Raw genomic sequence first — 22,697 nt, forward strand, 5'->3', positions numbered from 1 at the left:
CTGCTTCCTTACTCCTCACTGCTTGCTTGTTAATTCCCCTAACAAGCTGTGCAAACAGTTCGCTCGGTGAATCGCTGGAACAATCCTTTGCTGCTGACCCTAAACTAGAAGAAAATGCGTCTTCTCAACCAACTGAAACCCCAACGGTAAGCGCAACACCTCCCTTTCAACCATCTATTCAGGGCAGCGAAACACCTACACCAACGTTGAGTCCGTCCCCGTCGGTCACGCCTCAGACAAACGGTAGCCAAGCTAGCATCCCTCCCTTCTCAGACAGTACAGTGGTTGGTGCGTCTGGCAATTCTGATGGCAGTATTGATACCACCACTGCGTCTAACAACTCAAATGGTGGGCAAGCGACAGGGACAGATGGCGCCATCGCCTTTAGTGACCTGACGAAAGCGCCTAAAGCGCTACAACAATATGTGTCGGATTTGGCACAACTGGGCGTTCTCACACCAGCAAGCAGCAGCAGCAAAGCCAACCAGGCAAAAGAAAAAACACTGTTTGAACCCAATAGCGTGATCACTCGTCGTGATTACGTGCGCTGGCTAGTAGCGGCAAACAATCGGCTCTATGCTGCCCAACCTGCTAAACAAATTCGCCTCAGTACTGATGCTGCCCAACCTGCCTTTCAGGACGTGCCTCGCCAAGACCCTGACTTTTCAGCCATTCAGGGATTAGCAGAAGCAGGCTTGATTCCCAGCCCGTTAACAGGTGATAGCACGACTGTCACCTTTCGTCCCGATGCGCCGCTCACCCGTGAAGCGCTCATTCTCTGGAAAGTACCGGCGGATACTCGTCAAGCACTGCCAACTGCTAGTCTGGATGCCATTAAGCAAACCTGGGGCTTTCAAGATGCTGCCCGCATCGACCCTAAAGCGATGCGAGCGGTGTTAGCCGATTTCCAAAACGGCGATTTAGCCAATCTTCGGCGTGCGTTTGGTTACACCACATTGTTGCAACCCAAGAAGGCTGTCACTCGTGCCGAAGCTGCTGCTGCGCTCTGGTATTTTGGCTTTCAGGGTGATGGGCAGTCGGCTCAGGATGCACTTAAGATACCTTCCAAGCCTTAAGAGCGTTTGAACCAATGACCGTATGGAGCAGCCGTCATCCCGTCTGTAACATCCTATGAATCGCGTCGGGTTGGTCTTCACAGTTCCCTACAATGATTTTAGAGCAGTCGCTATCTGGGCAAGGGCAGGCTAAAGGGGTGTTCCCTGAGCTAGAGTAATGCCTCCATAGACCCTTGAATGCCCACAACCTGTTTAGCGATCGCCCTAGCAAACGATACGAGAGTGCCGAAGCAGTATGCCCAAAACCGTTGCCGATGTGATGACCCGTGACCCCATCACTGTCACACCTGAGACACCGCTTACAGACGTTATTCGGACAATTTCCGATCGGAAGATCAGCGGTTTACCTGTTGTTGACAACACAGGCAAACTTGTTGGGGTCATTTCTGAAACTGACCTTATGTGGCGCGAAACCGGAGTAAAACAGCCGCCTTATATCATGCTGCTAGACAGTGTGATCTATCTAGAGAACCCCGGACAATACGAGCGCGACTTGCATAAGGCATTGGGGCAAACCGTTAAGGAAGTCATGAGCCAAAAGCCGATTACTGTCACTCCTGAAAAATCGCTACGGGAAGCCGCACAACTCATGCACGACCATAAAATTCATCGTCTGCCAGTGCTGGATGCTAAAGGGCAAGTGGTTGGCATTCTTACCCGTGGTGACGTGATTCGGGTTATGGCAGCAGAGCAGGACGGCTAGGGGACGGTTTTGAGTTAGTTTGCTTCTGAGCATTCACTACTGACTCCTCATTCGGTCCTCCTCACCCATAAATCATTATTAAAAAACGAGATTGATCAGCATGAGTATTACACCTGAATCGGTTGGCGTGTTGTTGGAGTCGTCGGATTTTGGCGATCGCTTGCGAGCAGTGAACCAAATCAGACAATTGGAACCGTCGATCGGCTTTAAGTTAATTCAGGTTGCCATTCAAGATAGCAACCCGCGTGTACGCTACGCAGCAGTCAGTCAATTGTCTACGCTGGGACAGCAAGATTTGCCTCAGGTGGCAACCATCCTACGCGAGCGCCTGCGTGACGAAGAAACAGACGTGCAGGCAGCCGCTGCTGATTCGATCGGGGCACTCCAGTTAACTGAGGTGTTTGATGATCTGCAACAGCTTTATCACACGACCTCTGAATGGTTGGTGAAGTTCAGCATTGTAGCGACGTTAGGCGAACTGGGCGACAATCGGGCGTTTGGTTTGTTAGAAGAAGCGCTGAAGTCTGATAACGAGCTACTGCAAACGGCAGCGATCGGCTCTTTAGGCGAATTAGGCGACGATCGCGCCATTCAACTGCTCATCCCGTTTGCAACTAATCCCGATTGGCAAATCCGCTATCGAGTCGTGCAGGCACTCGCCCACCTGGATCATGCGACGGGTCAAGCCACTTTAGAAACACTGGCTCAAGACGACATGGAGCAGGTCGCCCAGGAAGCCCGCAACTACCTCAAAAAGTAGAACCTCAAAATAGGCAAAAAAAGGGCGTTGCTTGCAACGCCCCATCTACACAGTGATCAAAACACCGAGGCATCGGAACGTAAGGCTGCTTAATTAATCAGTTTTAGACGACCAGTACTGATTTGATCGAAAATGCGGTTGATTTTGTTGCGTTCGCTATCCAGAAGTTTTTGTTCAGCCAGCAGAATGGAGGTGAGTTGCAGATGATCCTGCCGACTTATTTCACCAGCCGCAAGAATGTGATCAACCAGTTGATAAAGTGTTGCCTTTGGCTGACCTTGAATGCTCCGCATGATGCTCCCTTTTTAACCCAGTGCGTTTTTAGGGTTCTGAATTATAGGATGCTGAATTAAATATCTGTAGACCTCACAAGCTGTAGGGGCATCACAATGCCGCGCCTTCATGTGAAGAATGTAACTCTATTTAATTCGTGTCTTTAATCCGTGTCCCTTAGTAGTTGCTAGTAGATTGATTATTCCCACCGCTAAGCCTCTTGTAGCAATAGTTCTATGGAGACTGTGCGATCATAGGGGTCAGCATGATGAAGCATTAATGAAGTTATGGCAATGCTCCGCCACCGCGTTTTCTCACCTGTTTGCTAAGGTAAGCGGGTAGCAACTACTTTAGGATGTTTAGCCATGCAGGTTTATCGGCTCTCGGCGCTCTCTGACAATTACATCTTTTTGCTGCATGAGCCAGAGCAAAACATTGCAGCTGTTGTCGATCCGGCTGAAGCAAGCCCTGTGCTAGAACGCTTGAAAGAGCTGGGCGCAACGCTAGTGGCAGTCTTCAATACGCACCACCATTCAGATCATGTGGGCGGCAACACTAGACTCTTGCAGCAGTTTCCTGAGGCTATCGTTTATGGTGGGGCAGAAGACCGGGGCAGAATACCCGGACAAACAATCTTTTTGCAGGAGGGCGATCGTGTCTCTTTTGCTAACCGCAGCGCCGAAGTATTCTTTGTACCCGGTCATACTCGCGCTCACATTGCCTACTACTTTGCGCCCACTACAGTGGACGAACCAGGCGAGCTTTTTTGTGGCGATACGCTGTTTGCAGGTGGGTGCGGCAGGCTGTTTGAAGGCACGCCAACGCAAATGGTCGATTCCCTGAGTAAACTCCGCGCCTTACCAGACAAAACGCGCATGTGGTGCGCCCATGAATACACGTTGAAGAACCTGGAGTTTGCTCTGACAGTCGATCGCGCAAATATAGCGTTACAAGAGCGGTTAGCAGCGGTGAGAACTGCTCGTAGTCATAACGAAGCCACTATTCCGTCAAATTTAGGTGTAGAGAAGCGCACCAATCCCTTTTTGCGGTGGGATGATCTGGGGCTACGAGGTATTGTTAACGCTGAGAATGACATCCAGACCTTCGCCCGTTTACGAGGCATGAAGGAGCGCTTCTAAACACCAGCCTCCCAACGTTCTGAAAGAACTAGGTAGCCACGGCAAGCGCAAGCGCTTGAGCGATCGCCTAATCGAAGTAAAACAACGTCACGATCTTGCGCTGGTCTTCGGCTTCATGACAGGTTGTGAGGAGAGTTTGGCTGTCATGAAAGGCGAAACAAATAAGCTGTTGACAGCGCGAGATGATTTCAGAGTTGCAGAGTGCGCTTGCTTCTGCCAAAGACAGGGTATTGTTGCCAGGATTTTCCACCAGATGCATGACTTGCTCTAACTGTTCGCGCGATTCACGCGGCTGGCGTTCCATGCTTTGCGGCAAAATTACCGTTAGCAGCGCTGGGTCTGCCCGCATCGCACCTCGAATTGCCGCCTGATTTGTGCCTGTAGCACCAGACGTAATTAAGCGGTTGCCCTCTAACACCAGAGCGTAGCTCATCATTTCAATCAAGTTCTGATGCGTAATGGGAACGTGACGAGAGCCTAGCAGCGCAATGCGCTTCGCGCCTGTTTGCTGAATGGTCGCCAGTTCTTGTAAAAAATCGTCTACCTTGGGCAGGTCTATGGACTGACTCAACGATGCTATCAACCTGAACAACTTAAATATATTAGCAGACGGCGCTAGTGTTGCAGCGCCTCAACACCGTTGATCAGATTGAGGAAGGTTGTTTCAGCATGCTAAAAGCCACAACACAGCGTTAGCTATCAGCTGTGTCACCCTAGCAAGCGCTCACTAATAGGTCGCTAAGACGATTACTCCGTGGGGCAGTAAAGAAGTGATTATAAGCTGGTGATAGCGCTCTGGTGCTGCAACCGTCACTATCATAGATTGCCTAACAACTTACCCAAAGCACGATCGAATGTCTTCGATCTGGTTATGGTCGCTTTAGGAGTTGTCTACGCTCAAATATTAGTAGAGAGCCATAAGTGAAAACGTCATTACTTTAGGGCTACTTCTTTTTCAGCACGTAGAAAACAAATTCATCATCCAAGATGCCATTTTGAATGAGCGTTTCTTCAATTTGAAGAAGCACTTTAACCCAAGACCGAGCAACCTCATCGTGGTTTGATCGTTTAACTCTGGATAACCCTAACGAGATTATAATAACTGAATAACTTTGTCCGTAATATTCAGCCATTTCAGCCATTTGACTGAATAGCTGAAACTCTATTGTATAGAAGCTGAAACACTGATTAGAGGTTAAACCACTAAACTTTTGAGTCCGAATTAGCGGATACATATAAGAAAGAAATAGAACTGGCAAATATATGGCAGTTCTATCGGTGAGGCGCTTATTATAAACGTCGCTACCCCTGGAGTGCTACAGTAGTCATGTTTAGTCACAATGGTAACGCCCCAACTCAGATTGCTTATAGTTGATGCCTCTTAAATTTATTTATGTAATATTCAGTCAATCTCGTTTTTTAGCAGTAATGAAATGTTTAGTCTTTTGATAGAGTCTCAGCTCGATCCACCCAAATATAGCTCCCACCAGTAAAGCTAATATAATGCAGAGGACAGATAGTATCCAAGTAGATACCCGTGGTGTCGATAGCTTGATTATTAGCAGCAGCACAGGTACGTGCAGCAAGTACGTACCGTAAGAATAATTACCCAGTTTTACTAAAAAAGACTTAGCGCTCAAATCTCTTACCGTAGCCTGAGCCGCAGCAAAAGTCACCAGAGATCCACAACCAATCGCTAGTCCTGAGAAAACCAGGAGCGGGTCGGAGCTAAAACGAGCAATACACAAACTGACAAGCGAAACTGGCAACAATAACCAACGGTACGGGATGATGTAAGAATAGAGCTGATAAGAAACAATACCAGCAATAAAGGACAGATTCATGAGTGAGAAAGGAATAATATTCCAAGTTGGCAGTGGTTGTGTTAGAAGTGAACCCACAGTAAAGTAGCCTACTAAAATAATCAGCCCCCAGAAAGCTAGAGCTAAGTTAAATAGTAAACGGGAACGTAGAAGAGAGAGTGCTGCCAGCATTAGGTAGAAGAAAATTTCATATATCAGGGACCACTCGACCCCAAGTGGGTAGGGTAAAACACCAAGCGGCAGTAGGATTAGTGATCGCCAATCAAGAGCTATTGGTTCTTTAAAGATTACAAAGTGCGCGGCAGCAAAAAGACAAGTTGCACCCCAGAAAGCTGGGTAAATCCGCAAAAAGCGTTGTACCAAGAATTGAGTAGTGGTAGATCGCTCCAAGGTGGGCATGAGCACGAAACCGCTAATGGCAAAGAATAGGAAGACGCTGTAGCCAAGCACTCTCTCATTGAAAAGAAGCAGGAAAGCTTCGGAGCGATTTCCGTTGACTTTGATGTAGTACCCGCTGTGAAGGATAACAACATTCAATGCCGCAAAGAAGCGTAAAGCTTGAAGAAGGTTAAAGCGAGTACGATGTTGAGGCACTACTTAATTCCAATTATAAAGACAAGCAAGTTTAGCAATACTCAGTACTATTTAACTAATTCAAGCCGGAGCCGTAGGCAAACAACGAAACGAACCACCTGACTGTAGCAACACCAAACTACCTAAACGGTGGACGATCGCAGGATGCGCTCCAGCTGTAACCCACTCTATGCTGCTAGCAGTAAGTAATGTGCAGACGTTTGTAATGAGCTGGAAAGTTGGACAGAAAGTAGTGTGCGATCGATATATAAAGCAAGCAGCGGACTGCTACATCCGCACCATTGACCTCCATCAAAGCGTCACTATTGTTTGCCCAAGTACGAACACTATTGTTTGCGGTCAGCGTCAAAATCTGGAGCGTTTAGGCTGGCGAACCATTCTGTAAGACAATGTAACGTTTTAACTTGCTGTTGCTTGCTCCCTTAACTCTGCTGATCGCTGTTGGATTTCTGCGATCGCAAAAATAGCCTGAAAAGGTAGACCAACCTTTTGGTAAAGCTCCGCGCCACCCTGCTGACGATCGACCAGCGAAATTACACCGTTCACCTGATAGCCCGCTTGCTGTAAGCGTTCTACCGCTTTGAGTGCAGATTGCCCAGTGGTAACAACGTCTTCCAACACTGTAATCGCGCTATCTTCCGGCAAGCCAGGACCTTCAATATAGGCGCGAGTGCCATGCCCCTTTGCTTCTTTGCGGATGATTAGGGCAGGCAGCGATCGCCCCTCATAGGCAGCCACTACGCTGACAGCCGTCACAATAGGGTCGGCTCCTAACGTTAACCCAGCCACCGCTTGCGTTCCCTCGGGCAGCAACGGCAGCAACAAACGACCCACCGCCAAACCGCCCTGGGGATGAAGCGTAATTTGCTTGCCGTTAATGTAGTAGGTTGCCCGTTGACCGGAGGTGAGTAAAAAGTCTCCTTCTTGATAAGCAACCTGACAAAATAAATCCAAAAGTTGCTGGCGCAAGGTACTTAGATCAACGGTCGCAATCGACTGCGGCGCATCGGTTAATGATCGATCAATTTTGGTCATAGATTTGCGTAAACTCAGTAGAATTGATGCAGACTAGGGCATAAGTTTGGGTAGACTGCAATCAATAGATTAGCAAGTGCGGTGATAGCAATCGGATACAAAGCGTCTGAGCCTAACCGTTTTGAGTCACCAACTGATTTTGAGTTACCAGCTTAACGATCAGCCATCCGAGTCTTAGCTTAGTTTTAAGCGCAAATATCCACAGATCAAACTATTGAGGAGTGATTTTATGGGCATCAGCTACAAGAGTACAATTATTGGGCTCGCAGTCATAGCACTCTCTACTGTTACTGCTTCAGCCGTGAGTGCACAGCAAGACTTCGACCTTCCTACTACTGGGGTGCCCAACAACATACCTGATCAATTAAGCGACATACAGTTTTCCAACGATCGCGACTATTTCCGCAATCGCTCCATTCCCAGACAGGTAAGCTATATCTTTGGTCCTGGCATTCTCATCCGCAATTCTTTCCCAGAGAATGAAATTGCTCGTGATGGCAAAGCAATCTTTGACTTCTACCAGGATCTGTTGGCGCGTCAGATGTCAAGCCGTCCTGTGGTTCGTACGCCTGATCTGCCCAACCAATTTAATCTATCCATTCGAGAACTGCCAGTTGAAACGGCGCTGCCGCCAGCAACGACTTTTTCTCCTATCGACTCTACTCCACCGAGACCAACGCCACTGCAAACAAGACCCCAAGTGCCCGCACTCTGGTAGGTTACGCTTGAACCACGATCGTTTGTTGTAAGGCTCTTGGGTAATAAGCTATAGGGACGCAGAGTGAGGAAAGCCTTCGCTCTGCGTCCCTATGTGTTTAGGTCTATACGTTTGATGCTGAACTTGCGGATCCAGGGTGCAGGGGTCGAACCTGCCTGGGGCGAATTATGAGTTCGCTGCCTAAACCGCTCGGCCAACCCTGGGTGCCATTATTGTACCTCGATTTTTTTGACTTGCCTCAGCCGTTCCTGGTTTACGCTTTGGTTCTCTGAGAAGGACAGGGTCAATGCCTCTATCTTCAAAGTTTTACTGCAAAATTCTAGTCGTTTAAAAATTTTATGCTGCATCATGAGCGTCTGTGTCTAGAATTAGAGCGATTGCCATTAACGTATTAGCTAGCGCTCTTACCCTCAGCTCATTGCCCTCAGCCTACCCAACACCAGCTCATGAAACTGAATTCTACCGTAGCACTGACCTTGATTCTTCTGGTGTCGATGGTTGCCGCCGGATTAATCAGCGCTTCGTGGGGCACTGCGCTAGGGCGAGAAGCACTCAAAGGCATTACGCAACCAGATACTCGCCCCACGAACAACAAGGCTGGGGGGCAAACAGGTGCTGCTCGGCGAGAAGGACTCACTGTTTTGCCAGAAAACACAATTATTACTAATGTTAAAGCCCGCATGAATGGCAGTGCGGCGAAAGGCTCAAAGGTTAGCCCGCCTGAACCGCCCGCTGCAAAAGCACCGATCGTTCAAGGTGCGGTGCCGCAGTTTCCACTGACCACTAAAAGCCAGGAAGTTGTACTAGAAGTTAAATCGGCGCGTCAACAGGGAGAGCTTTTTGTCTTGACGGTTAGCCTTCGCAATGAAGGTCAGCAGCCAGTACAGTTTGTCTACGATGCGTTGACGATCACGGATGAGAAAGGGCAAACCCTTAAAGCCACGACTGATGGCTTGCCTGCGGAACTGCCAGCGTCTAGCGGTGCTTTTCCTGGCACGATTAGCATTCCTGCTACGTCCCTTGAAGGGGTAAAAAACGTCGCTCTTTCCCTCAGCAGCTATCCTGACAAGCAGCTTCAGCTTCAGTTACCGAATGTACCGATTGTTCGGTAGAAGTTTCTCGCTCCATACCCCTCTAGGAGAGATCCTTCGACCGTGCTACACCTGATAGGCTGCTTGCCCCTTAGCTTTGTCGTTCATCGTTTCGTCATCCCGATCGGGTTAATTACCCCCCCTACGACGAATTTCACCTGGTCAGATATAGTGGCGCGTCTTTCAGCAGTGCTGCTGCTGATTGCTATCAATGCGTTCTTTGTAGCGGCTGAGTTTTCAATGGTTTCTGTGCGACGATCGCGCATTAATCAGCTTGTCGATGCCGGTGATCTTCAGGCACGCACTGTACAGAACCTACAGCAAAGTATTGAGCGCTTACTGTCTACAACCCAACTGGGTATTACGCTTTCAAGTTTGGCGCTAGGCTGGATTGGGGAGAGTGCGATGGCAGGCCTGGTTTCCAATTCGTTGAGCCAGCTACCGCTAGCAGAAAACAATCGGCATGTGCTCACTCATTCGATCGCCATCCCCATCACGTTTTTGCTGCTTGCTTACCTGCAAATTGTGCTGGGTGAGTTGTGCCCTAAGGCTGTCGCACTCCTGTATTCAGAGCAACTGGCGCGGTCTCTTGCGGCTCCTAGTCTGGCGATCGCCCGCATCTTTCACCCGTTTATCTGGATTTTGAACCAATCGACTCGGCTGCTGCTACGGTTGGGCGGCATTCAATATACCGGACAGGGCTGGTCAAATCAGGTGACGCCGGAAGAACTTCAACTCATCATTGCCATGTCGAGCGAGTCCACTGGGTTGGAAGCGGAAGAGCGGCAGTTGTTACGCAATGTCTTTGAGTTTGGCGATGTGTCAGCAGGTGAAGTCATGGTGCCGCGTACTAGTATTGCTGCCATTCCCTACGATGCCACACTCAAGATGTTTCTCGAAGAAGTTGCCGAGTCAGGTCACTCGCATTATCCAGTAGTGGGTGAGTCACTGGACGATGTGCGCGGACTGCTTCATTTTCGGGAGTTAGCTGCTCCACTCGCGCAGGAAGCACTCAACCTGGACAGCCCTATTCGAGACTGGTTGCGTCCCGCTCGGTTTGTACCAGAATATATGCTGCTGAGTGAGCTACTACCGCTGATGCAACGATCGCGCCAGCCAATGGTGATGGTCGTTGATGAATATGGTGGTACAGCAGGTTTGGTGACGATCGAAGACCTAATTGCCGAAATCTTGGGCGATACGGCTGAACTTGACAATGATGATACAGCAAGCATTCAGATTTTGGATGAGCGAACGTTCCTAGTCCAGGCGCAAATCGACCTAGAGGAAGTCAATGAGGCGTTAAATCTGGAATTGCCGTTAGCCGATGATTACCAGACGCTTGGCGGCTTTGTCCTTTTTCAGCTCCAAAAAATTCCACAGCTTGGCGAAAACTTGCACTACGGCGATGCTGAGTTCACCATCATCTCGGCTGAAGGTCCTCGTTTACACCAAATCCAAATTCATCGCTTGGGAGTCGCTGAGACTAATCTAAGCGACTTTACTGCCACTGAGGCGGAGGATAGTGAACATGCGCACTCTCTAGCTTCAGAAGAACGACCCGAAGAACCGGATCATTCGCTGTTTCTTTAACTCATGGCGACATTCGGTCGTAGCGCCGTCTGTCGTGTTCTGTTAAGGCAGACTTGACTAACTACGATTAACTACTTGCCGTGAGGAAGCGCGTAAAAGTCTCTACCTTCACCGAACGCAAAACGGAGCGATTGGCTTAACGTCTTGCTGCTCTGAGTCACAAAAACGATCACAGACAGGAAGACTAGACCACTCGACAGCCCAAACAGCCCGCGGTAGCCAATTTGTTCAGCAAAGAGCCCCAGTGCTGGACCGGCGATCGCAATGCCGAGATCAAAACCACCGACGCATAGAGAAAAAACTCGTCCCCGTTCGTGCGCCTCCGAGCGATCAGCAACCAGCGCAATCATCAGCGGCAAAAAGATACCGATACCTGCCCCTTCGAGCAGCCCAGCCAGCAGAAAAACACCCGTACTGCGAGCAGACCACAACAGCAGCATTGTCACGGCATATAGCAGCAGACCAAGCGTAATAAACCGCCCCCGCCCGTGGCGGTCGGAGGCACGCCCTGTTAACAGCCGGACGCTAAAGCTTGCGACGGCTGCTGCCGTATAGAATAGCCCCGCATTAAGGTTGACCCCAGCTTCTTGAATGAATAGCGGCACGAATGTACTCAAAACGCCAAACGCCATCCCTGCAAGCATCAATGTCAGCGTGGGCGTTCGCAGCCGTGGACTCCACAGCAAGCGCCAAAGGGTTGTTTTGCTTGTGCTTGCTATCGGTTGCGCAACAGGTACAGGTGCTTGAATCCATAGGGCGCCTACAAACCCCATAACCCCTAATCCAGTTGATAGCAAAAAGAGCGGCGTATACCCTGCCCACTCTTGCAAAAAGCCACCGATCGCAGGTCCAATTGCCACTCCAACTGGATTCACCAGGCTCATGTAGCCAATCACCTCACCCCGGTTTAACGGTGGCGATAGATCCACAACTAGCGTACTGTAAGCGGTAGTGAAGGCTGCAATGCTGAGTCCATGAAACGCCCGAACCGCAATCAGGAGTGGCATCGATTGGGTTGCCAGATAGCCAAGCGGTGCGATCGCCGCCGCAACTAGACCAATCAATAACACCACCTGACGACCCCGGCGATCGGCTAACTGTCCTAGCCACGGACGAAACAACAGCAGCCCAACCGCAAACGCTCCCATCACTACACCGATCTGAGACTTTGTGCCGCCAACATCACGAATGTAAAGCGGTAGCGTTGGCAGTAACGCTGCCAAACTTGCCCAGAACAGTAACCCAACGGCAAACAAGAGCAACAGGTTGCGGCGGGTTGCTGGCTCTAGAGTGCTAAAAACTTTCAAGACTTGTCCTCTATCTAACGAATCTGATGGGCTGGCAACTCTTTCCTAAGCCTTACCCGTATTGCCTTCACTCTAATCGTTTGGGCATTCAAGCAAGCGGATGAAGGTGAGGGCGCTTTGCCAGTCAACCAGCTACAAACTCACCTTAAATAAGATGAGTTTTATCTAGCCAGCAGCGAAGGAAAGATGTTACTCAATAGCTGGGCGTAATTACTGATAAGCTGCCTTTCGACTTCGCGTTCAACGTTTCGGCTAAACTCAACGCCGAAGCTTGAGCACTCAGGTCGAAAGCTCACGTCGAAGTCTCAATGCTCTCCGTTCTATATGTAAGTTGGTTGAGCGCAGTCAAAACCTGGTCTCTAAGCAATGCTTAATTTAGCCCTCCTACTTAGCGCCGCGTTTAACGTCAACGCTTAACCTCTCCTCTCTATGATGAAGATTTCTAACAATATAGCTACACCAGTAGGTCTCTTGCAGCCGTGAAATTTAGCTTGAAGTTTGACTTAGAGAACGCTCGATTCAGTGTTGATACCAGCCAGCATCCGTACCACATTTCCAAACGATTTAAGCCAACGGTTTAAAAAGAAATAGGGGCACATTTTCATGCGCCCCTATCCCAAAAAACTTGTTAAGGCTCCCCGCAACGCCGTCTTACCTCAGTTTTTGACCTGGTTAAAACACCAGGTGGGTACCAATGTGCTGTGACTTAAAGTTTCCGAGTACAAGCCCGGTATACTGCCGCCCAGCGGTCGGTTCCCATGTTCAAAAGGAATAGATCAAAAAACGTTATTGGCAGTCACCAACGTCGCAGAAGAACCTTTCATTATTTTAACGGCTAAAACGGCAAACTGCCTACATCCCTCGATCGCCGTTTCAACTTTTGCCCTCAAAATGGCGCTGCTACAGATTCAAACAACGATACAGAAGCAGTTCTACCTCCTAAGACTAATCTGTGATTCTTGCACATAAACCGGCTCCTGCTGCCATCAAAACGGCAGCGATCGCGAACGAAGTGTTGATATTGTCCCTAAGCAACAGTGCTGAAACGGTGGCTCCAGCAAAGGGTGACAGAGCAAAGTAGGCACCGGCACGCGGCGCACCCAGATGTCGCAACGCCATGACAAAGCAAACCAGCGTTAGCCCACTGGTAAAGAAGCCAACGACTAAAACGCTACATAGGACGGGTAGCGCTGGTAGCTGTTGTCCCAGCAACAGGGCGATCGCCACATTCACGCTGCCAGCGAGACCTGCTTTCAGCATGGCGACCTGGATGGGATCTTTCGTCGCGACTTTGCTAGTGAAATTGCTATCCAGCGCCCAGTGAAAGCAGGTTCCCAGAATCAGCAGTGCGCCCCACGTCATCCCTACTCCCGAGTGCTCGGCACGAGCCAGCACAATGCCTCCCGCTACGATCGCCACAATGCCCAGAAAAACCTGCCACTGCCAGCGCTCCCCAAACAGCGTCCATGCCAACACTGCTGTGAAGACACATTCAAAGTTCAGCAGCAAAGAGGCTGCCGCTGCCGTTGTGTTTACTAAGCCCAACGTTAGCAGCACAGGTGCAATGACACCGCCAGTCAAGATGGAAGCTGCTAGCCAGCCCCAGTCGCGCTGCTGCAAGCGATCGGAGGTGTCAGTCTGCTGACGAAGGAGATAAGTGCGAACTATATAAATGGGCAAAAGCCCCAACCCACCGCCCAAAAAGAGCAGACCTGCCAGCATCCATGGCTGCACATTGTTAAGAAACAGCTTTGCTAGAGGCGTAGTGCCACCAAACAGGAGTGCTGTAGCAATGCCAAAGCCAATACCTGGCAAAGATGCCCGAACTTTAGACTGGGTCACAAATGCACCTAAGCAGGTAACACCAGAAAGGATACCTCGATCGCACCATAGAATGTCTCTAGGCTGTGCTCGCCCTGGTCATTGACACCATGACCCTGCCCGGAGTAGAGGCGCGAAAGGCGATAGCGATGATAGTTACCCAACAAGGCGGGCAAGGTGATGTAGTGTACTTCGTCACCGTTAAACAAATCCCGATCGAGGTCAGGCAGACTGTACCAGGGACACTTCATCAACTCATGGTGAGCGTTGTGGTAGCCAAAGTTTAGCAAGAGCAAATTGAGCCACCGATAGCGCAACGACACTACGTTTGAGAAGGTATTTGCCTGTTCGTGGGCACGATCACGCTTTGGAATCTCGCTGCCAACGGGAAACACCTCATAGGTATGTTGAAACGCATCGACAAACCGCAGGACGGTCAGCATTCCGATATACGCAAAAAAGTAGAGCAACAGCGCTTTCGGTGACACGATCACCAACAGTGTGAACAGTCCGCCCCGGATCAGCAAAGTAAAAGTGTTCCGCCAGCGCTCATCTTTACGCTCCTCGTCCCAAAACGGTGCAATGATCGAGCGGAGACGCAACAAAAATGCTAGTGCGGGAAAGTAGAGCCATTCCAATGCCAGCAGCAGCGATCGCACCGGCGCAGGCATTCCTTGCAAAAACGTCACCAGGTCAAAGCGGCAAAAATCAACTCGATTGACATGATGGGCAATATGCAGCCGTGCCAAGTCCTCAAAACGGGCATAGCAACCGCCATTGAGCCAGAGCATCAGGTTACCAAAAGCAACATTCCACGCCTTGCTTTCAAAAATAGCGCTGTGCATGAAGTCGTGCGCCAAATATGCCGAACAAAGCAGACTGTGAGTCAAAAAGACTACTCCTACAGCATTTAGCCAGCCGTTTGGCAGCAGCAACAGTGCAATACCGCCCACATAGCTCACCAGCGTGTAAGCGATCGCTAGCGTATTCCACAGCGGCTTTTTTTGATGCAAATAGCGGTTAACGTCGATCGCGACAGTAGTCATAACGTGTTGGAACCCCTGATTTTTCTCATATTTCTACAAAGAACCCAAAACGCTTTAGAAAAGCACACTTGAGCAGTCTAAAGGCTTAGTTCGTTTGAAAGCCTAGTGCGTTGGAGTACAGACGATCGCACGCCAATCGCTTTGAAGCTTCTGCTGATCAATTCATCATCTTAACTAACCAGCTTTGAGCTGTCTGTAGAACCTGTAACTAGAATCGAGTGTCATCCTTTAAGCAAAGTAAGATAACAGTTGGTTTTGATCTTAAAGTCATTCCAGCAGCCTTAATCCGTGCAGCATTAAACGACAATGGCTTCCCCCCTCGATCGCCCGATTATTTTTGAGTTGGTTGTTCGCTCAACGCACCCAGCCATTTTGGAAGGGCTAGACGTTTGGCTGCGTTTGGGGCTGCTGTCGGATGAAACGGTGCGGCAGCTTTGCGAGGATCATCTCACCTGTCTACTGTCCGAGTCAGTTGCAGTGCGATCGGGCGACAAGACGTTTGCCATCGCCAATGATTTTGCGACGGAAGCAGTACCCGAGCCAGTGGGGGCAAGTGCGGCAAAAGAGCGATCGCCCAATGTGGTCGCACGCAGTATCCAGTCATTTATGGCAGAGGTCAGCGTCATCTGGCTGCTGTTCCTGGGCGTTTTTATGGTGGTGGTGTCATCAGGGGTGCTGGCAGCAACCCAGTGGCGCAACTTCTCTCCAGTCGCACAATACGGGCTTTTGTTTGCTTATACGCTGGCTTTTTGGGCGGCGAGTGTTTGGACGGGGCGACAACCCAATTTGCATTTGACAGCACGGATGCTCCAGGTCGCGACGCTGCTGATTATTCCAGTCAACTTTTGGACGATGGACGGGTTCCGCTTGTGGCAAAGCGGGCTGGGTTGGGTGGCGGCAGCGATCGCAGCATTAGTGCTAACAGGCATTACGGTGCAACTGCTGAGAGCGGAAGTAGGGAGCCGAGGTGCGGACTCTGGGCTGCGAGTATGGCTACCTTTAGGAGTAGTGATCGCGCTCAGTTGGTTGCATTGGGGCTGGGGTTGGACAGGTTTTCCACTTGTAGCAACGTACGTGGGGACGATCGGGGCAACGATCGCACTGGTTTATCAAGAGCGAGAGCTAGGAGCCGGGCTTCGACATAAGCGTTCAGCCGAACGTGGGCAGGACTCAGAGCCAGCAGCAATATCTGACAGTTCTGTATCTGGTAGTGCTGATAGTAGGGAATCTCAAACACAGGAAGCACTGGAGTCTTCAAACACTCCCTCACCCCTTCACTCTTCCACCCCTTCCTCCTCACCCTCCCTCACCCTTTCCACCATCACGATCGCGATTGCCACACTGCTACTGCTTGGTCGTGCCGTTTTTGCAGCAGGAGTGTCGATCGACCGTTTGGGGTTAGCGATCGGCATTTGTGGCTGGTTACTGTGCTGGCTAGGACGACGGGATGCAAGTCGCCTCAGTTGGCAACGTGGCGGGACAGGGCTCCTGCTAGCAGGCTGGTTGATCGCAGTGACCGTGACACCACCCTGGCAGGCGATCGCAATTAGTGGCTTGAGCCTATGGCTACTGGGCGATCGACTGTGGCGATCGGGGCAGGGGCAATATTTGACAGCAGGGTGGCTAGTGGGGCTGCAAGCTGTTTGGTTGCTGTGGCGCGTCATTTCACCTGACTGGCAGCAGCGCCTCATTGCCACGAGCGTCCGTTTCGCGGGATCGGAGGCGATGCCGATCTCACTGCTGGGTCTGTGGTTTTTTCCCTATCTAGTACTGACCGTGTGGCTGGCGTTTCGCCTACGTCGCTGGCATCAAGCAGCTTTAGCACAACGGGCAGAACTGCTGGCGCTGATCCTCGGTGTTGCCCTGGCAGCAGTGAGTTTTGGCAATGGGCTGACGCGATCGTGCAACTTAGCGCTATCGACTCTCGCTCTTATCAGCGTTTTGCGAGGACGCACCCGTCCTGAATTACCCCTGGTTTATCTGACTCATGCCACTGGTGTGGCAGCGATCGCCGCTCTTATTCACGTATGCTTCCCTAATCTGAACCTCAATACCTGGGCCGGTCTGTTGCTCATTGGCATGGTTGTGGAATGGGGGGTTAGTCTCATCCTGCCATCGCCACCTGCTACCCGGCACTCGGCACCCGATACTCCCTCCACGGTGCCGCAGTCCCTTACTGCCAAGCAGCTCTGGCAGCAAAGCACCTGGCACCTGGGACTTGTATTGTCAGCTAGCAGCTACCTGCTGTTGCGAAATGCCTTCTTGACCGATGGCATGACAGGGGGACTGATGTGGTTAATCACGCCGATCGCGCTGACTGTACTGGGTAGTCGCAGAGGGTTGGCACAGCAACGGCTGGCAAGCGGGTTTAGCGTCGTAGCGCTCTTTCTGGTGCAGGTACTCCTGTTTGATTCGGCCCCAGAACGGCTGATCGGTCTGGGAACAGCTACCGTACTGCTGTTGATTAACACGCATCAACTACGGCAGTTGGCAGTGGCCGTTGTTACGGTGGGCTTTGGATTAGCGTTTGCTGCCGTTGCGATCTATGAAGCATTGACGGATCAGCTTACGATCGAGTTGAGCATTAACCTGCTGGCGATCGCCGTTCTCCTCCTCTGGCTCTTGTGGGGTTGGTTGCAGCGCCGCACTACCGTCCTGGCAACTCTTTATCGAAAGGCAACTGACAGATGGGCGATCGCAGTGGCTGTTGGAACTTTGCTCCTGCTTACGCTCTGTCATTTGGTCATTTACGGCGGGCTGGAAGAACCTGATTGGCAGTACCTTTCTGTAGCTGTGCTGCTGCTAGTGGCAACAGGCTACCGCACCTGGAGGCAACCTCAGAATGCTAGCTTCTACGCGATCGCCTGGAGCCTGGAGCTTGTTGTTACAGGTAGCTTGGCGCTCACGGGGAAAGCATTGGATGCTGTCGCGATCACGAACCTGGCACTCGGACTGGGAACGCAACTGCTGGGGGATTGGTGGCTCGTTCGCCGAGGCGTTCCAGGGGCCGCAATTCAGCGGTCAGCGATCGACAGTCAGCCCTCTGTTGCTTCCACTCCTTCATCCCTTGACCCCTCCATTCCCTCACCTTTTTCTAGCTGGCATATTATCCCCCTCCTCTATGCGCTCGTTGGCTTGCTGATCCAACACCGCTCTTTCACTGCTACGACGGGTCTTTTTACCCTGGCAGCCGCACTAGTGGGCATTGGTGTCGGGCGACGAAAGCCCTTTAGGTTATTGGTGTATCTGTCGCTATTGTTTAGTTCGATCGCCGCTTATGAATTGCTCGTTTACCAGCTTTTGCAGGCAGAGGGAGGCAGGGCGGGCGACGGCATTGTGTTACTTGCAGGTCTAGCTGCCGCGATCGCGATCGCCAATCGGCTACTGCAACGGTGGCTCATTCCCTACCTGCGGCTGACGGCTCAAGAAGTTGCGGCGATCGCGCATTTGCATTGGGGCTTTGGCAGCGCACTTCTACCCACAGCGATTGCTAGTTCGCTCAGTGCTTCTGGTGCATGGCTGTGGATTAGCGTTACGGCTACCCTAGCAGCCTATGCGCTAGTCATGGGTAACGAGCGGTGGCAAGGGGAGAGGGGAGAAGAGAGACGGGAGTACAGTATTCAATCCGTGCGTGAAGCAAGCGTTGATGAGGCAGGAAGCCCCCTTCACTCCTTTACCCCATCACCCCATCACCCTTCCACCCCTTCACTTCTTACCTGGACTTACGCAGGCATCATTGAGGCGCTCGCGGCTCTTGCTTACCTGCTCCATCAGTTGTTGCCTGAGTCGGTACTGCTGGCGTGGGGAGGGGCAATCGCGGCTGGCGTGGCATTCGGGCTGTACCAGCTTCCCTGGCAACGTTGGGGTTGGCAGCGCGAACCGTGGCGACGATCGATGGCGCTTTTGCCTGTTGCTGTGTCGCTCTTGACGGCTGGAATGGCTACTATTCAGAGCTTGTTGATTGCTGCCGCGTTTTACGCGTGGCTGGCAAAAGTAACGCGACAAGTGCGCTTGAGCTACCTCGGTGTGGTGCTGGCAGATTGGGCGCTTTTACGCTGGCTTAACCAGATTGGTGCAACAGAGTCACTCTGGTACGCGGCAGTGTTCAGCGCATCATTGCTGTACTTGACGCAGATTGATCCAGCGTTGCGCTCGTCCAACGAACGCGAAAGACGACATTTGCTACGAAGTTTGGCAGCGGCGCTAGTTTGCCTGACAGCGTTTTATCAAGCAGAGGTAGGTATTGCGGGTGCGCCACTGCTGTTACCAGGCATTCTTAGCATTGCGATCGCGCTTGGGTTTATTTTGGCGGGCTTGCGACTCCGTATCCGAGCCTTTCTCTTCGTTGGCACGGCTGTTTTTATGATTCAGGTGCTCCGACAAGTCGCACGGTTTGCCAGCGAATCGCTGCCGTTATGGTCAATGGGCATCGTTCTAGGCATCGCGTTTATCTGGATTGCCGCCACGTTTGAAGCCCGCCGCACCCAAATTTCAACCTTGATGAACTATTGGTCTACAGAACTAGAAGCCTGGGACTGAAACATGAATGTTATTAGAGGGACAACCCCAGCTTGATGCCTAGTGCCGTGTGCACAACCAATAAGCCGATCGCCACAGTGCCTAGATAGGCATGAAGCATCCGCAAGCCAGATTTGTCGCCCCAAAAGCCAGCTAGCGAGAGGCTGCTATTCGTTGCCAGTAGACCGATCGCTGCCGTGCCTGTCCAAAAGTGAGGGCTTTCGAGAATGGGCTTGTGCTGCATGACCAGCGACAACACACCGCCTGTGTAACCTAAAGCCAGAAACAAAAACATCAGGGGCGCTAGCTTGCGATGGTCAGCACGTTTTTTGGCAGCCACTTCTTTATCGGCAGCAAGCCGTCCGCGCCACCCTGCATAGGCAACATAGCTGCCCATAACGAAGATCACAATACCCATCATGGCAGGATGTCCCCATTGGGTGATGGGTGCTGGAATGCCCAGGCTACGAAACCAGTCAGCAATCGGCTCTAGCAGTTCACTTAGGCTTGTCATAGTTATCACTTATCCACGGTGTCAAACGATGCGGTGTTCCGGTTTAGATTACTTTACATCTTGACCGACCTCTTGACCGACCGTTGTAGTTTGGCTGATCTTTGGCTAACCACGATCGCTGTAATGATGCTCCAGCGAACTGATTCGACGCATCCCTACGGTATCTGGTGACTGCAGCAGGATACTGTTAGAAACGTGACCAATGATTTGCGTCTCATCTGGTTCATCGGGTATCCTCACACCATCAAGACTGACAGGCAAGCAATGCGATTTTGGCGACGGCTCATTCACTTACTACAGAAGGCTTTCAGCGATGAGAGCTTTTCAAAGATGCTGCAAAGCTTTGAAGGGTTTATCTCAAAAGTGCTGTCGATTGCCATGATCTTTGTGATCCTGCTGGCAGTTTACGATCTTCTGCTTTTTCTGGTTACAGATGTTTTTACCACTGAGCCATACGGTCGCCTTGGCACGGCACTTTTTACCATTTTTGGTTTATTTCTCAACGTTCTCATTGCACTAGAGATTCTCGAAAACATTACAGCTTACCTGAAACATCATGCCATTCAGGTCGAGTTAGTGATTGCAACATCACTGGTGGCAGTCTCTAGAAAAATCATTATTCTGGATTTGGAGAAGCTTGCTGGTTTGGAGGTGATCGCGCTGGCATTTACTGTGCTATCGCTGGCAATCAGCTATTGGCTTGTGCGTGGTGTAAACCGTCGCTCACGACACCATGACTCTAATGATTGAGAGGGTCAGACGGGGCTGGAGTGTAGGGTAGAAGGTGTATGACGTTGGTGATGGCATATGACTCAGTTTTTTCAATTTGAAGCCGATTTTGTGGAATCGCTCCGCTGTGTGCCGATGCAGGTGCGCCTTAAGCTCGATACCTGCGGTGTGAAGTTGAAACTGGCACAGTGGAATCAATTTAACCAGGACGATCGCCGATCGCTCATTGCTTTACCCTGCAACTCTGAAGCCGAAGTGCAAGCCTACCGCCATTTTTTGCAAAAGCTGATTCAAGAGCGAACAGGTACAGTGGCAACTGACTTGGCGATCGATCCTGCACCCGCATGGCTCGATGAGTCTACGATTCCAACTAGCGTGCAGGAAAAAGCTCAGGAAAATAGTGCTGCGATCGCGATCGACCAGTGGGCAGCACTTGCCCCTGTCCAGCGCTTTGCACTCATCAAGCTCAGCCGCTCTAGCCACGAAAACGCAAACTTTCTGCCTGCGTTAAAAGAATTTCATGTGGTTTAAGCAGCGATGGAAAAGCCTAACGTTTTGGCTTTCTTAGTGTGTGATTTTGCCTCGATCACACCCATTACAGAAAGCAGTTAAATGTTGAGTCAGAGCGATCGCTATGCCGTCCAATCCTGGCACTTTACGAAAGTCGCCTACATTTCGAGTTAACAAGACTAAATTATGAGATATCGCGATTGCGGTAATTCTCAAATCCATCGTGGAAACACGAATTCCTTGCTGTCGTAAGCCATCAAAAACTGCAATAGCTTTGGCATCAAACGGTAAAACTGGAGCCATAGCAAAACCATCAAGGATCTCTAGAAGCAAAGCATAACCACGGGCTAAATCAACATTTGTTTGGGCACGGTTAATGAATCTATGATCGCCAAGCACTTGCTCGTGGAAACTAACAGCCGACAGTGCAAAATCATCAGGTTCGAATTGTTGGATACGAGCTATTAAACGAGCAAACTCCAGGCTTCGGCGTTGCTGTAGAAAGCTAATATGATCGGTATCAAGCAAATACTTCATGGTTACTGGTCGCTTTCATCATTCGGCTTGTCAGCCTGACGAAAGGTGCGCCCATATTCTAGGGCTTCACGAAAAGCTGCTTCATCAGAAACTGAGCCAATGAGTTTTTCTAACCAGTTTTTAGAGTTTGGCTTTTCTTCAAGCTTGTGCTGAAGGTCGGAAACGGCTGCTTCAAGTGTTAACAGGCGTTGCTCAAGCGTTGTTTCGTCTAACACAGCTTTCTTTCCTTCTATCAATAAGCCACTGCATCTAAGGCTGATTTGAGTATAGCGCCGAGACCGAGACAACGGAGCTGCCTGCTGCTTTGGATCGCCCTCGCCCGATCGCACTCACTACAGAAAGCATAGAACGTTACTCAAAGGGCTACTTGAATCAATGTTTTTGTAAGCTTACTAATACTACGCTGAAGCTTTTTGTAAGGCTCTATATATCTCTACCGAAGCTATCCTACAAGTCTCTGTATAGCTTCACGCAGGCGGCAAAGTTCTCTTAGTCACAATCGCCCCTCACCACTCATCCTCACCTTACCCCGATCGCTCATAATGGAGAGTTTGGCAAACAAGATGGAACAAGCATGACTGAGATGTTAAGTCGTCATATCGTGCAAAGCAAAATTGCGCTCGCGTTTGCTGCGTCTGGAGTTCCAATAGACACAGCGCGAGACATCGCCTTTCATATAACCGATTGGCGTAGAGACTTGGAAGCAATGACGAAAATCTGGGAGCAAGCCGATCAACTGAGTGACGACGAAATCACGGAGCTTGTTTATACGTTTCTGGTTCATGTACCCGAACACGTAGCAGCGGCTGCCAAACTAAGCGATTGTGGCTCCGTCCGAGACATTTTTGACGTAGGTGTCTGCAACCCTGATACTTGAAAGTTGCAAAAGTCGTAACCAGAACTTCTGCTG

At 50.6% G+C, this 22,697-nt stretch carries 22 protein-coding genes, 1 tRNA gene and 1 other RNA gene; 12 read left to right on the forward strand and 12 right to left on the reverse strand.

Annotated features, from left to right (window positions below; all coding sequences use genetic code 11):
* The first annotated feature begins 26 nt into the window (after positions 1 to 26).
* From H6F76_RS15210 to nblB, 3 genes are all read left to right on the forward strand, one after another.
* Positions 27 to 1,076, forward strand: coding sequence for an S-layer homology domain-containing protein (locus tag H6F76_RS15210; protein WP_199322133.1), 1,050 nt, complete (start codon positions 27 to 29; stop codon positions 1,074 to 1,076).
* A 235-nt stretch (positions 1,077 to 1,311) separates the two neighbouring features.
* On the forward strand, positions 1,312 to 1,779 hold the full coding sequence (locus tag H6F76_RS15215; protein WP_190509441.1) for a CBS domain-containing protein: 468 nt from the start codon (positions 1,312 to 1,314) through the stop codon (positions 1,777 to 1,779).
* Positions 1,780 to 1,879: 100 nt separating this feature from the next.
* Positions 1,880 to 2,539 (forward strand): phycobilisome degradation protein NblB, encoded by a 660-nt coding sequence (gene nblB / locus H6F76_RS15220; protein ID WP_190509443.1) that lies wholly within the window; start codon positions 1,880 to 1,882, stop codon positions 2,537 to 2,539.
* Between the two features lie 89 nt (positions 2,540 to 2,628).
* Here nblB and H6F76_RS15225 read toward each other — a convergent pair whose 3' ends face one another.
* Positions 2,629 to 2,832: a hypothetical protein gene (locus tag H6F76_RS15225; protein ID WP_190447226.1), complete on the reverse strand. Its 204-nt coding sequence runs from the start codon at positions 2,830 to 2,832 to the stop codon at positions 2,629 to 2,631.
* Between the two features lie 345 nt (positions 2,833 to 3,177).
* On the opposite strand from H6F76_RS15225, the gene gloB reads away from it, so the two are divergent.
* Positions 3,178 to 3,951 carry a hydroxyacylglutathione hydrolase gene (gene gloB / locus H6F76_RS15230; protein ID WP_190509445.1) on the forward strand — a complete coding sequence of 258 codons (774 nt, stop codon included), beginning with the start codon at positions 3,178 to 3,180 and terminating at the stop codon, positions 3,949 to 3,951.
* A gap of 67 nt (positions 3,952 to 4,018) precedes the next feature.
* On the opposite strand, the gene H6F76_RS15235 is transcribed toward gloB, so the two are convergent.
* Together H6F76_RS15235 and H6F76_RS15240 are read right to left on the reverse strand one after the other, a co-directional pair.
* Positions 4,019 to 4,522: a DNA recombination-mediator protein A gene (locus tag H6F76_RS15235; protein WP_190447224.1), complete on the reverse strand. Its 504-nt coding sequence runs from the start codon at positions 4,520 to 4,522 to the stop codon at positions 4,019 to 4,021.
* 835 nt (positions 4,523 to 5,357) lie between these two features.
* Positions 5,358 to 6,368, reverse strand: coding sequence for an acyltransferase (locus H6F76_RS15240; RefSeq protein WP_190509447.1), 1,011 nt, complete (start codon positions 6,366 to 6,368; stop codon positions 5,358 to 5,360).
* Between the two features lie 205 nt (positions 6,369 to 6,573).
* Between H6F76_RS15240 and H6F76_RS15245 the strand changes: the two genes are divergently transcribed.
* On the forward strand, positions 6,574 to 6,753 hold the full coding sequence (locus tag H6F76_RS15245; RefSeq protein WP_190509449.1) for a hypothetical protein: 180 nt from the start codon (positions 6,574 to 6,576) through the stop codon (positions 6,751 to 6,753).
* Positions 6,754 to 6,767: 14 nt separating this feature from the next.
* On the opposite strand, the gene pyrE is transcribed toward H6F76_RS15245, so the two are convergent.
* The gene (pyrE, locus tag H6F76_RS15250; RefSeq protein WP_190509451.1) at positions 6,768 to 7,403 is read right to left on the reverse strand and encodes an orotate phosphoribosyltransferase; all 636 of its coding nucleotides are present in this window, start codon (positions 7,401 to 7,403) and stop codon (positions 6,768 to 6,770) included.
* Positions 7,404 to 7,632: 229 nt separating this feature from the next.
* Here pyrE and H6F76_RS15255 point away from each other — a divergent pair, with 229 nt between their 5' ends.
* On the forward strand, positions 7,633 to 8,121 hold the full coding sequence (locus H6F76_RS15255) for a hypothetical protein (protein WP_190509453.1): 489 nt from the start codon (positions 7,633 to 7,635) through the stop codon (positions 8,119 to 8,121).
* Between the two features lie 130 nt (positions 8,122 to 8,251).
* Here H6F76_RS15255 and H6F76_RS15260 read toward each other — a convergent pair.
* A tRNA-Ile gene (locus H6F76_RS15260) sits at positions 8,252 to 8,324 on the reverse strand.
* Between the two features lie 243 nt (positions 8,325 to 8,567).
* Between H6F76_RS15260 and H6F76_RS15265 the strand changes: the two genes are divergently transcribed.
* Positions 8,568 to 9,233, forward strand: a complete 666-nt coding sequence (locus H6F76_RS15265) for a hypothetical protein (RefSeq protein ID WP_190509455.1) — start codon at positions 8,568 to 8,570, stop codon at positions 9,231 to 9,233.
* A gap of 150 nt (positions 9,234 to 9,383) precedes the next feature.
* Positions 9,384 to 10,805 carry a hemolysin family protein gene (locus H6F76_RS15270; protein WP_347276039.1) on the forward strand — a complete coding sequence of 474 codons (1,422 nt, stop codon included), beginning with the start codon at positions 9,384 to 9,386 and terminating at the stop codon, positions 10,803 to 10,805.
* A 71-nt stretch (positions 10,806 to 10,876) separates the two neighbouring features.
* Here H6F76_RS15270 and H6F76_RS15275 read toward each other — a convergent pair whose 3' ends face one another.
* The 4 genes from H6F76_RS15275 to H6F76_RS15290 all read right to left on the reverse strand — a co-directional run bounded on the left by H6F76_RS15275 (position 10,877) and on the right by H6F76_RS15290 (position 14,979).
* Positions 10,877 to 12,112, reverse strand: a complete 1,236-nt coding sequence (locus tag H6F76_RS15275) for an MFS transporter (RefSeq protein WP_190509456.1) — start codon at positions 12,110 to 12,112, stop codon at positions 10,877 to 10,879.
* A gap of 631 nt (positions 12,113 to 12,743) precedes the next feature.
* Positions 12,744 to 12,929: non-coding RNA, 6S RNA (ssrS, locus tag H6F76_RS15280), on the reverse strand.
* Positions 12,930 to 13,057: 128 nt separating this feature from the next.
* Positions 13,058 to 13,954 (reverse strand): DMT family transporter, encoded by an 897-nt coding sequence (locus H6F76_RS15285; RefSeq protein ID WP_190509458.1) that lies wholly within the window; start codon positions 13,952 to 13,954, stop codon positions 13,058 to 13,060.
* A gap of 8 nt (positions 13,955 to 13,962) precedes the next feature.
* The gene (locus H6F76_RS15290) at positions 13,963 to 14,979 is read right to left on the reverse strand and encodes a fatty acid desaturase (RefSeq protein WP_190509461.1); all 1,017 of its coding nucleotides are present in this window, start codon (positions 14,977 to 14,979) and stop codon (positions 13,963 to 13,965) included.
* Between the two features lie 306 nt (positions 14,980 to 15,285).
* On the opposite strand from H6F76_RS15290, the gene H6F76_RS15295 reads away from it, so the two are divergent.
* Positions 15,286 to 19,518 carry a hypothetical protein gene (locus H6F76_RS15295; RefSeq protein ID WP_190509463.1) on the forward strand — a complete coding sequence of 1,411 codons (4,233 nt, stop codon included), beginning with the start codon at positions 15,286 to 15,288 and terminating at the stop codon, positions 19,516 to 19,518.
* 13 nt (positions 19,519 to 19,531) lie between these two features.
* On the opposite strand, the gene H6F76_RS15300 is transcribed toward H6F76_RS15295, so the two are convergent.
* On the reverse strand, positions 19,532 to 20,011 hold the full coding sequence (locus H6F76_RS15300) for a DUF4079 domain-containing protein (protein ID WP_190509465.1): 480 nt from the start codon (positions 20,009 to 20,011) through the stop codon (positions 19,532 to 19,534).
* Between the two features lie 264 nt (positions 20,012 to 20,275).
* Between H6F76_RS15300 and H6F76_RS15305 the strand changes: the two genes are divergently transcribed.
* Complete coding sequence (locus H6F76_RS15305; protein WP_190509512.1) at positions 20,276 to 20,761, forward strand: phosphate-starvation-inducible PsiE family protein; 486 nt, start codon at positions 20,276 to 20,278, stop codon at positions 20,759 to 20,761.
* A gap of 57 nt (positions 20,762 to 20,818) precedes the next feature.
* The gene (locus H6F76_RS15310; protein ID WP_190509467.1) at positions 20,819 to 21,271 is read left to right on the forward strand and encodes a nitrate reductase associated protein; all 453 of its coding nucleotides are present in this window, start codon (positions 20,819 to 20,821) and stop codon (positions 21,269 to 21,271) included.
* 33 nt (positions 21,272 to 21,304) lie between these two features.
* Here H6F76_RS15310 and H6F76_RS15315 read toward each other — a convergent pair whose 3' ends face one another.
* Both H6F76_RS15315 and H6F76_RS15320 read right to left on the reverse strand, forming a co-directional pair.
* Positions 21,305 to 21,787, reverse strand: a complete 483-nt coding sequence (locus H6F76_RS15315) for a type II toxin-antitoxin system VapC family toxin (RefSeq protein ID WP_199322134.1) — start codon at positions 21,785 to 21,787, stop codon at positions 21,305 to 21,307.
* A gap of 2 nt (positions 21,788 to 21,789) precedes the next feature.
* Positions 21,790 to 22,002: a transferase hexapeptide repeat containing protein gene (locus H6F76_RS15320; RefSeq protein ID WP_190509469.1), complete on the reverse strand. Its 213-nt coding sequence runs from the start codon at positions 22,000 to 22,002 to the stop codon at positions 21,790 to 21,792.
* A gap of 359 nt (positions 22,003 to 22,361) precedes the next feature.
* On the opposite strand from H6F76_RS15320, the gene H6F76_RS15325 reads away from it, so the two are divergent.
* Positions 22,362 to 22,664 carry a hypothetical protein gene (locus H6F76_RS15325; protein ID WP_190509471.1) on the forward strand — a complete coding sequence of 101 codons (303 nt, stop codon included), beginning with the start codon at positions 22,362 to 22,364 and terminating at the stop codon, positions 22,662 to 22,664.
* The last annotated feature ends 33 nt before the right edge of the window (positions 22,665 to 22,697 follow it).

Origin of the sequence: Leptolyngbya sp. FACHB-321 (assembly GCF_014695975.1) — a bacterium.
Classification (GTDB): Bacteria; Cyanobacteriota; Cyanobacteriia; order Leptolyngbyales; family Leptolyngbyaceae; genus Stenomitos.

Coding starts and splice junctions, on each gene's coding strand:
- H6F76_RS15215 (WP_190509441.1), top strand. CDS start 1,312: ATGCCCAAAACCGTTGCCGATGTGATGACCCGTGACCCCATCACTGTC.
- nblB (WP_190509443.1), top strand. CDS start 1,880: ATGAGTATTACACCTGAATCGGTTGGCGTGTTGTTGGAGTCGTCGGAT.
- H6F76_RS15225 (WP_190447226.1), bottom strand. CDS start 2,832: ATGCGGAGCATTCAAGGTCAGCCAAAGGCAACACTTTATCAACTGGTT.
- gloB (WP_190509445.1), top strand. CDS start 3,178: ATGCAGGTTTATCGGCTCTCGGCGCTCTCTGACAATTACATCTTTTTG.
- H6F76_RS15245 (WP_190509449.1), top strand. CDS start 6,574: ATGAGCTGGAAAGTTGGACAGAAAGTAGTGTGCGATCGATATATAAAG.
- pyrE (WP_190509451.1), bottom strand. CDS start 7,403: ATGACCAAAATTGATCGATCATTAACCGATGCGCCGCAGTCGATTGCG.
- H6F76_RS15255 (WP_190509453.1), top strand. CDS start 7,633: ATGGGCATCAGCTACAAGAGTACAATTATTGGGCTCGCAGTCATAGCA.
- H6F76_RS15265 (WP_190509455.1), top strand. CDS start 8,568: ATGAAACTGAATTCTACCGTAGCACTGACCTTGATTCTTCTGGTGTCG.
- H6F76_RS15290 (WP_190509461.1), bottom strand. CDS start 14,979: ATGACTACTGTCGCGATCGACGTTAACCGCTATTTGCATCAAAAAAAG.
- H6F76_RS15295 (WP_190509463.1), top strand. CDS start 15,286: ATGGCTTCCCCCCTCGATCGCCCGATTATTTTTGAGTTGGTTGTTCGC.
- H6F76_RS15300 (WP_190509465.1), bottom strand. CDS start 20,011: ATGACAAGCCTAAGTGAACTGCTAGAGCCGATTGCTGACTGGTTTCGT.
- H6F76_RS15305 (WP_190509512.1), top strand. CDS start 20,276: ATGCGATTTTGGCGACGGCTCATTCACTTACTACAGAAGGCTTTCAGC.
- H6F76_RS15310 (WP_190509467.1), top strand. CDS start 20,819: ATGACTCAGTTTTTTCAATTTGAAGCCGATTTTGTGGAATCGCTCCGC.
- H6F76_RS15315 (WP_199322134.1), bottom strand. CDS start 21,787: ATGAAGTATTTGCTTGATACCGATCATATTAGCTTTCTACAGCAACGC.
- H6F76_RS15325 (WP_190509471.1), top strand. CDS start 22,362: ATGACTGAGATGTTAAGTCGTCATATCGTGCAAAGCAAAATTGCGCTC.